Genomic DNA, 255 nt, shown 5'->3' with positions numbered 1-255 from the left:
GTGGCGTGCGGCTCGGCGGCCTGATCTGCAACGAGCGACAGACAGATAAGGAGCTGGAACTGGCGGAGGCGCTCGCCAAGAAGCTCGGCACCCAGCTGATCTATTTCGTGCCGCGCGACAACGTCGTGCAGCACGCGGAGCTGCGCCGCATGACCGTGCTGGAGTATGCGCCGGAGTCCCAGCAAGCCGATCACTATCGCAATCTTGCGACCAGGATCCACCACAATGGCGGCAAAGGCATCATCCCTACCCCGA

The 255-nt window shown here is 63.1% G+C and carries 1 pseudogene; it reads left to right on the top strand.

The features are described 5' to 3' along the window. Nucleotides 1–255, top strand: a pseudogene (gene nifH / locus ACZIRK_RS45705) (nitrogenase reductase); the annotation flags it as partial.

The organism is Bradyrhizobium sp. Leo114 (genome assembly GCF_055229415.2).
Note: the sequence above shows the minus strand (reverse complement) of the source record. Positions and strands in the feature narration are given on the sequence as shown.